The 8241-nt window shown below is 69.0% G+C and carries 8 protein-coding genes; 4 read left to right on the top strand and 4 right to left on the bottom strand.

Features of this window, described 5'->3' with window-relative positions:
- Positions 1 to 500, top strand: a 500-nt coding sequence (locus ACLL81_RS06765; RefSeq protein ID WP_411287583.1) for an alpha/beta hydrolase, incomplete at its 5' end; no start/stop codon positions are given.
- A 7-nt stretch (positions 501 to 507) separates the two neighbouring features.
- On the opposite strand, the gene ACLL81_RS06760 is transcribed toward ACLL81_RS06765, so the two are convergent.
- From ACLL81_RS06760 to epmA, 3 genes are read right to left on the bottom strand one after another with little or no spacing between them, the layout of a single operon-like run.
- Entirely contained in the window at positions 508 to 1278 is a 771-nt protein-coding gene (locus tag ACLL81_RS06760) for a pseudouridine synthase (RefSeq protein WP_411287582.1), read from the bottom strand.
- Positions 1278 to 2312: a lysine-2,3-aminomutase-like protein gene (locus ACLL81_RS06755; RefSeq protein ID WP_411287584.1), complete on the bottom strand. Its 1035-nt coding sequence runs from the start codon at positions 2310 to 2312 to the stop codon at positions 1278 to 1280. Before ACLL81_RS06755 ends, ACLL81_RS06760 begins: the two co-directional genes overlap by 1 nt.
- 14 nt (positions 2313 to 2326) lie before the next feature.
- On the bottom strand, positions 2327 to 3376 hold the full coding sequence (epmA, locus tag ACLL81_RS06750) for an EF-P lysine aminoacylase EpmA (protein WP_411287581.1): 1050 nt from the start codon (positions 3374 to 3376) through the stop codon (positions 2327 to 2329).
- A 130-nt stretch (positions 3377 to 3506) separates the two neighbouring features.
- On the opposite strand from epmA, the gene efp reads away from it, so the two are divergent.
- Positions 3507 to 4073 carry an elongation factor P gene (gene efp, locus ACLL81_RS06745; protein WP_411287580.1) on the top strand — a complete coding sequence of 189 codons (567 nt, stop codon included), beginning with the start codon at positions 3507 to 3509 and terminating at the stop codon, positions 4071 to 4073.
- Positions 4074 to 4239: 166 nt separating this feature from the next.
- Complete coding sequence (locus ACLL81_RS06740; protein WP_411287579.1) at positions 4240 to 5418, top strand: NAD(P)/FAD-dependent oxidoreductase; 1179 nt, start codon at positions 4240 to 4242, stop codon at positions 5416 to 5418.
- Positions 5419 to 5439: 21 nt separating this feature from the next.
- Here ACLL81_RS06740 and ACLL81_RS06735 read toward each other — a convergent pair whose 3' ends face one another.
- Positions 5440 to 7248, bottom strand: coding sequence for a flavin-containing monooxygenase (locus ACLL81_RS06735; RefSeq protein WP_411287578.1), 1809 nt, complete (start codon positions 7246 to 7248; stop codon positions 5440 to 5442).
- Positions 7249 to 7780: 532 nt separating this feature from the next.
- Here ACLL81_RS06735 and ACLL81_RS06730 point away from each other — a divergent pair.
- The coding region (locus ACLL81_RS06730; RefSeq protein WP_411287577.1) for a POTRA domain-containing protein at positions 7781 to 8241 on the top strand (461 nt) is incomplete at its 3' end.

Below are 8241 nucleotides of genomic sequence, written 5' to 3'. Positions count from 1 at the left end.
ACCTGTTCATGAAGCGCGGCTTCTCGACCCTGCGCTTCAACTTCCGCGGCGTGGGCCGCAGCCAGGGCGAGTTCGACTCAGGCATCGGCGAACTGGCCGACGCGGCCACCGCACTGGACTGGCTGCAGACCACCAATCCCGCGGCCTCGCAGTGCTGGGTCGCCGGCTATTCCTTCGGCGCCTGGGTGGGTATGCAGCTCTTGATGCGCCGGCCGGAGACCGACGGCTTCATCTCGGTCTCGCCGCCCACCAACGCCTATGACTTCTCGTTCCTGGCCCCCTGCCCGGCCTCCGGTCTGATCCTGCACGGCGGGTCGGACACCGTGGTGCCGCCGGTGGAGGTGGAACGCGTGGTCTCCAAGCTGCGTACCCAGAAGGGCATCGTCATCGACTACGAGGTCGTCGAGGGCGCCAGCCACTTCTGGATGGAGAGCCTGCCGTCCGTGGAGAGCCACGTGGCCGCCTATCTCGACAAGCGCCTGGCGGCAGATCCAGTTTAGCGGGCTCTTACTTCCGGCGGCCGCCGATCAGGCCGGTTCGTTCCTTGGCCGTCAGCACCCGCCAGCGGCCTTCGGGCAGGTCGCCGAGGCTGAGATTGCCGATGCGGACCCGGTAGAGGTCGATGACGTGCAGGCCGACCAGGTCGCACATGCGGCGGATCTGGCGGTTACGCCCCTCGGTGAGGATGAAGCGCAGCTCGTGGCCCGCCACCAGGGTCACCTTCGCGGCGCGAAGCTGACGGCCGTCCAGCATCAGGCCGTAGCGAAGCTGGGCCAGCTTCTTCTGCGTGATCTCTCCGGTGACACGGACCAGGTACTCCTTCTCCAGCTCGGACTCCGGCCCGATGATCGCCTTGGCCAGGACCCCGTCCTCCGAGAGGATCAGCAGGCCGCGGGAGTCCATGTCGAGCCGGCCGATCGGCGCCAGGCTGGTCTCCCGGTCGGGAATGGTCGGGCTGTCCCCCACCAGGGCTTCGCGGGTGAGCAGGCGCACAGCGGGAACCTGGCCGGGCTCCGGCTGGGCGGAGACCACGTTCACCGGCTTGTGCAGCACCACGCTGAGCTGGGCGTCCAGGGCGCTCTGGGCGGTGTCGGACAGGACCAATGTCTGGCCCGTCAGGATCTTTCGGCCCATGTCGGTGACCGTCTCACCGTCGATGGCCACCAGCCCCTGCTCGATCAGCCCCTCGGCCTCCCGCCGGGAGCAGACGCCGCTCTGCGCCAGCCAGCGGTTGATCCGTTGCGGCTCGGCGTCTTCGTAGCGGCGGGTCCAAGCCATCAGGATTTCGGCGGGTAGGCGTGGACGCGGCCGGCGGGGTCCTCGACACCGCCGTCGCTGAGGTAGTCCGGCCCCACCGGGACCTTGCCGTGGCCACCGGGGATATCCAGCACATAGGTCGGCTGGCAGAGGCCGGAGACCGCGCCACGCAGATCCCGCATCACGGCCTGGCCCTCGGCGATGGTGGTGCGCAGGTGCGAGGTGCCGGGCGCCAGGTCGCCGTGGTGCAGGTAGTAGGGCTTGATCCGGGTCTCGACCATTGCGCGGAACAGGGCCTCAAGGCTCGCGGCGTCGTCATTGACCCCGCGCAGCAGGACCGTCTGGCCCAGCATGGGTACGCCGGCGTCCACCAGGCGCGCGCAGGCGGCGCGGGCGGCGGGGGTGAACTCGCGGGCGTGGTTGGCGTGCAGCGCCACATAGACCGCCTTGCCGGGGCGCCTGAGGGCCGCCACCAGCGCGTCGGTGACCGTTTGCGGCTGAACCGCCGGGACCCGGGTGTGGAAGCGCACCACCTTCACATGATCCACCGCCGCCAGCCGAGCCATCAGGTCGCGCAGCCGCCGGGGCGACAGGATGAAGGGGTCGCCCCCGGTGATGATCACCTCCCAGATCTGCGGGTGGGCGGCGATGTAGGCCAGGGCCGCGTCCAGGGAGGCGGCTGAAAGCGGCCGCACGCCTTCCGGGCCCACCATTTCCCGGCGAAAGCAGAACCGGCAGTAGACCGCGCAGGCGTGGTTCACCTTCAAGAGGCAGCGGTCGGGATAACGGTGGACGATCCCCTCCACCGGGCTGTGCGCCAGGTCGCCGATGGGATCGGCCAGCTCGTCGGGGCGCAGGTCCAACTCGGCTTCCGTGGGGACGAACTGGCGGGCTATGGGGTCTTGGAGGTCGCAGGCGTCGATCAGCTCGGCCATGGCCGGCGTGATCGCCACCGCATACTGCGCCGCCACCCGCTCAAGCGCCGGCAGGCGCTCGGGCGCGACCAGGCCGGCGCGAGCCAGCGCCGGAATGCTGCGAAGGGTGGCGGAGGTCATGGCGCCGATATGGATCAGCCGGCGACGGGCGTCCACAGGACCTGTTCGATATGGCTGGCGCCCGACGCCAGCATTGCCAGCCGGTCGAAGCCCAGGGCCGCGCCGCTGGCGGGAGGCATTTGCCCCAGGGCGGCCAGGAAATCCTCATCGATGGGGTAGCTCTGCCCATAGACCCGGAACATCTCGGCCATCTCGGCCTCGAAGCGGCGGCGCTGCTCGCCGGGGTCGGTGAGTTCGGCGAAGGCGTTGGCCAGTTCGACGCCACAGGCATAGAGCTCGAACCGCTCCGCCACCCGCAGGTCGTCGGGCTTGGGCCGCGCGAGCGCGGCTTCCGCAACCGGGTATTCGCAGAGGAAGGTGGGCCGGCCCATGCCCAGGTTTGGCTCCACCCGCTCCACCAGTATGCGGCTGAACACATCGGCCCAGGTGTCGTCGGCGGCGACCCGCAGGCCGCGCGCCCGCGCCGCGGCGGCCAGGGTGTCTCGGTCGGTGGCGCCGTCCGCCGCCACGCTGGACAGCAGGTCGATGCCGGTGAAGCGGCGAACCGCCTCGGCGACGGTGAGGCGTTCCGGCTCGGCGAAGGGATTGGCCTGCAAGCCACGGAAGCTAAACACCCGGGCGCCCGTCGTCTCTGCAGCCAGGGCCACCAGCGCCGCGCAGTCGGCCATCAAGGTCTCGTAGCCCTCCCCGGCCCGGTACCACTCCAGCATGGTGAACTCAGGGTGGTGCAGGGGGCCGCGCTCGCGATTGCGCCAGACCTTGCCCAGGCTGAAGATCTTGGTCTCCCCGGCGGCCAGCAGGGTCTTGCAGGCGAACTCCGGCGATGTGTGCAGGTAGCGCGGAGATCGTTCGCCCGCCGTGGTCACCGCCTCCGTGGCGAAGGCGTGCAGGTGCGCCTCGTTGCCCGGCGAGACCTGCAGGGCGGCGGTCTCCACCTCCGTGAAGTCCCTGCCGCCGAACCAGGCCCGCACGGCCTGGGTGATGCGGTTGCGCGCCAGCAGGAACGGCCGGCGGTCGGCGTGTCTGTCGGGGGCCCACCAGGGGGAAGCGGTCGGGGTCGGCAAGCGCGGGCCTCTAGGCTCGGGTGGAGACGGCTGGCGCCGGCGGCGGCCTTGCTATAGATGCCCGCCAACCCAGAAGATTAGCAGAATCGCGTGCGCCGGACGGCGCCCGACACGCCAAGGATCAGATTACGTGAAGGTCGCCGCCAGCTCGCTCCGCAGAGGCTCCGTCGTCGATGTGGACGGCAAGCTCTACGTTGTCCTCACCGCCGAGAACATCCACCCCGGCAAGGGCACGCCGGTGACCCAGCTGGCCATGCGCCGGATCTCCGATGGGGTGAAGGTCTCCGAGCGGTGGCGCACCACCGAGCAGGTGGAGCGGGCCTTCGTTGACGACCGCAACTTCACGTTCCTCTACCAGGACGGCGAGGGCTATCACTTCATGAACCCGGAGAACTTCGATCAGGTCGTGGTCACCCAGGACGTGGTGGGGGACGCCGCGCCCTGGCTGCAGGACGGCATGACGGTGACCCTCTCCACCCACGACGGCGTGCCGATCGCCCTGCAACTGCCCCGGTTGGTGACCATGGAGATCGTCGAGACGGAACCGGCGGTAAAGAACCAGACCGCGTCGTCCTCCTACAAGCCCGCCATCCTGACCAACGGCGCGCGGATCATGGTGCCGCCCTATATCGCCGCCGGCACCCGGGTGGTGATCCTCACCGAGGACAGCTCCTACCAGGAACGCGCCAAGGACTAGTGTGCTGGATCTGAAGTTCGCCTGCTTGTTGGATCAGGCTCTGAGCGAACTTCAGATGCAAAAAGAACACTAGAAACATACACTTGCTAGTGTGGCTGGAGATTTGGAAATTCCCTCAGAGCCCGCCATACGCGCCGGGGAATTTCCGAATCGCCACACTAGGCCCATGGAGGCCTTCGACGTCGTCATCGTCGGCGCCGGCGCGGCCGGCATGATGTGCGCCATTGAGGCCGGCAAGCGCGGCCGCCGGGTGCTGGTGGTCGAACACAACCAGGCGCCCGGCGAGAAGATCCGCATCTCCGGCGGCGGCCGCTGCAACTTCACCAACCTCCAAACGGGCCCGGCTAACTTCCTGTCGGAGAACCGCAAGTTCGCCATCTCGGCCCTGCGCCGCTACCGGCCGGCCGACTTCGTGGGCTTCGTGGAGCGCCACGGGATCGCCTGGCACGAGAAGAGCCTGGGCCAGCTCTTCTGCGATGGCTCGGCCAAGCAGATCATCGCGGCCCTGCTCTCCGAGATGGCGCAGCACGGGGTGACGCTCCGCCTGGGCGCCACCGCGGACCGGGTCGAGCGAACCGCTGACGGATTCCGCATGGCGGTGGGCGGGTCCGAGGTTTCCTGCGCCTCGCTGGTCCTGGCCACCGGCGGCAAGTCGATCCCGAAGATGGGCGCCACCGGTTTCGCCTATGAGTTGGCGGCGAAGTTCGGCCTGCGAGTGACGCCGACGCGGCCTGCCCTCGTGCCCCTGACGTTCGAGATCGGCCTGCTGGACCGGCTGAAGCCCCTGGCCGGGGTGGCGGTGGATGTGGCCGTGGCCAGCGGCAAGGCGCGGTTCGAGGAGGCCATGCTGTTCACCCACCGGGGGCTCAGCGGGCCGGCGATCCTGCAGATTTCATCCTACTGGCGCGAGGGCGACGAGCTCTGCGTGGACATGGCCCCGGGCGTCGACCTCTTCGCGGCCCTGCGCCGCGCCCGGGCCGAGCAGCCCCGGCAGGCGCTGGCCACCGTGCTGGCCGCCCAGGTGCCGCGCCGGTTGGCGGCCCTGATCGCCGAGCGGGAGGACGCTCACGGTAATATCGCCGACGCCTCGGACAAGCGGCTGCGGGCGGTGGCGCAGGCGGTGAACGCCTGGCGGGTGAAGCCGGTGGGCTCGGAGGGCTACCGCACGGCGGAGGTCACTCTGGGCGGGATCGACACCGAGGCGCTGGACTCGCGGACCTTGGCCGCCAAGGCCGTGCCGGGGCTCTACGCCATCGGCGAGGCGGTGGACGTCACCGGCTGGCTGGGCGGCTACAATTTCCAGTGGGCCTGGGCCAGCGGCTGGTGCGCCGGCCAGGCGGTCTGATCGCCAGACACATCCGAACGGCTAGTCCCGGGTCAGCTCCAGCCCCTCCAGGCCGCCCTGGGCGCGCCAGTCCTCCAGCACCTGGATGAAGGCCATGGAGCCTGCGCCGTAGGAGGAGTTGCGCACGCTCATGGCCTGCGGCTTGCCCTCGTTGTTGTAGTAGCCGGGGGTGCATTCCTCGAGGAATTTCTGGCGGAAAATCGCCAGTTTTTCAATGGTTTCCACCCAGGACTTCTCAGCGTCTTCCGAAGCTTCGACGGTGGTGACGCCGGCCTCCAGGCAATGCTTCACGATGTGGGCGATGTGCTTGCTCTGCTCGTTCAGCATATGCGGGAAATTCACCGAGAAGCCGGACTGCACGTTCGACACGATGAAGCAGTTGGGGAACCCGCGGCTGTGAAAGCCGTGCAGGGTGGCGGCCCCGTCGCGCCACTTCTCCGTCAGCGTCACCCCGCCGCGGCCATGCAGCTCGTAGCCGGAGCGCCGCGTGTAGTCGGTGCCGACCTCGAAGCCGGTGGCGTAGATCAGGCAGTCCAGCTCGTACTCGCGCCCGTCCACCACCAAGCCGCGCGGGGTGATCGCCTCGACGCCGCGGCCTTGCGTGTCCACCAGGGTGACGTTGGGCCGGTTGAAAGTCTGCAGGTACTCGTCGTGGAAGCACGGCCGCTTGCAGAACTGGTTGTAATAGGGTTTCAGCGCCTCGGCGGTGGCGGGGTCGCTGACCGTGGCGTCCACCCGGGCGCGGACCTGCTCCATCTTCTTGAAGTCGGCCAGCTGCATCAGGGCCTGCGGATCGCCCTTTGCCCCCTGGGTGCGCGCCAGTAGCAGGATGTTGCGGATGATGTCGGTCCAGCCGTCGGCGACCAGGTCCTCGTCCTGCAGGCCGCCGGAAACCAGGATGTTGAAGTTGTCCATCCGCTGGCCCTGCCAGCCGGGCGTGAGCGTCTCGGCCCAGGCAGGATCGGTGGGCCGGTTGGCGCGCACGTCGATGGAGGATGGGGTGCGCTGGAAGACGTAGAGGTGCTCGGCCGCCGCCCCCAGGTGCGGCACGCACTGCACCGCTGTGGCGCCGGTGCCGATGATCCCCACCCGCTTGCCGGCCAGGCCGGTGAGGCCGCCGTCGGGGCTGCCGCCGGTGTAGCCGTAGTCCCAGCGGCTGGTGTGGAAGGTGTGGCCCCGGAAGGTCTCCACCCCGGGGATGCCCGGCAGCTTGGGCCGATGGAGAGGTCCGTTGGCCATCACCACGAAGCGGGCCTTCATGGCGTCGCCGCGGTTGGTGCAGACGATCCAGCGCCGGGCGGCCTCGTCCCAGGTCAGGTCGGTGACCTCGGTCTGGAAGCAGGCGTCGCGATAGAGGTCGAAGTGCTCGCCGATGGCCCGGCTGTGGTCGAGGATTTCCGGGGCGCGGGCATATTTCTCGGTGGGGATGTAGCCCACCTCTTCCAGTAACGGCAGATAGATATAGCTCTCCACGTCGCAGGCCGCGCCCGGATAGCGGTTCCAGTACCAGGTGCCGCCGAAGTCGCCGCCCTTCTCGATCACCCGGATGTCAGCGACGCCGGCCTCGCGCAGCCGGGCGCCGGCCAGGAGCCCGCCGAAGCCACCGCCAATCACCACCACCTCGACCTCGTCGGTCAGCGGCGCGCGGGTGAAGCCGGGCGTCACGTAGGGATCGTCCAGGTAACGCGCGAAGTCGCCGGTGAGCTCGCGGTACTGGTCGTTGCCATCGTCGCGCCGGCGCTTGTCCCGCTCGGCCCGGTAGCGGGCGCGCAGGGCGTCGGGGTCGAAGCCGAGGTCGGCGGGGACGGCGGCGTCGAGCGTGTCGGTCATCCCCCAAGCCTGCCGGGGGCGCCCGCAAAGGGCAAGGCTGACGCTGCGGCGCCTAGAACAGGCGGACCAAGCGCCGCAGGGCGTCCTCCAGGCCGCGGGGTGCGGCGCGCGGTGCCCCCGACCTTGGCGTCACCAGCCCGCTCACCAAAGACGCGGCGACACACCCGGGGCGAATTTCCGCAGAAGATGGCCGCGAAATAAAAGAATGCGTTGTCGAGGGCGATTGCCGGTTTTCGGGTGGCTAGATCATAATTTCCCGAACTCTTGGTCGACGTATTTTGCCTTACAATACTTCGTCCTCAGGTGGAACATAGCTCTGCCATTCGCGTTCCGAGAGTGCTCACGAAGCGCCTGTCTTAGGGGCTGACGTCGTGCGCAAGGCGGGGTCTGGATGTCGAAGCTCGGTTTATTGACGGTGGTCTTGCTGGCGGCCGCGCACAGCGCGTCCGCACAACCGGTCCCCAGCGCGGGGAGCCAGCTGCGGCAAATTCCGCCAGCTCCCGCCCAACCCCGATCGATTCCCGACATCCGCGTGGAGCGTGGCGCACCGGCGCCGGCCCCCACCGACGCCGGTGCGCGGATCGTAGTCACTTCGCTCAGGGTAAGCGGCGCAACCGCCTTCACCGAGGCCGAACTGATCGCCGCGGCGCAGTTCCAGCCAGGCGTTGAACTCGACTTGGCCGGCCTGCGGTCGCTGGCCGCGCGGATCTCGGATTTCTACAACCGCCGCGGCTACTTCGTGGCCCAGGCCTACCTGCCCGCCCAGAGCATTGACGGCGGCGTCGTCACCATCGCGGTGATCGAGGGTCGCTACGGCGAAGTCGCGCTCAACAACGAGACCCGCGTGTCCGACGCCCTGGCCCGCAGCATCCTGGCGGGGCTGGACAGCGGCGACCTGGTGTTCACCCCGCCGCTGGAACGCCGGCTGCTCCTGCTGTCGGACCTGCCCGGGGTGGTGGTGAGCTCCACCCTGACCCCTGGAACCGCGGTGGG

The sequence above is a fragment of the Phenylobacterium sp. genome (genome assembly GCF_046590535.1).
Lineage (GTDB): Bacteria > Pseudomonadota > Alphaproteobacteria > Caulobacterales > Caulobacteraceae > Phenylobacterium.
This window is presented reverse-complemented; position numbering and strand designations above follow the sequence as displayed.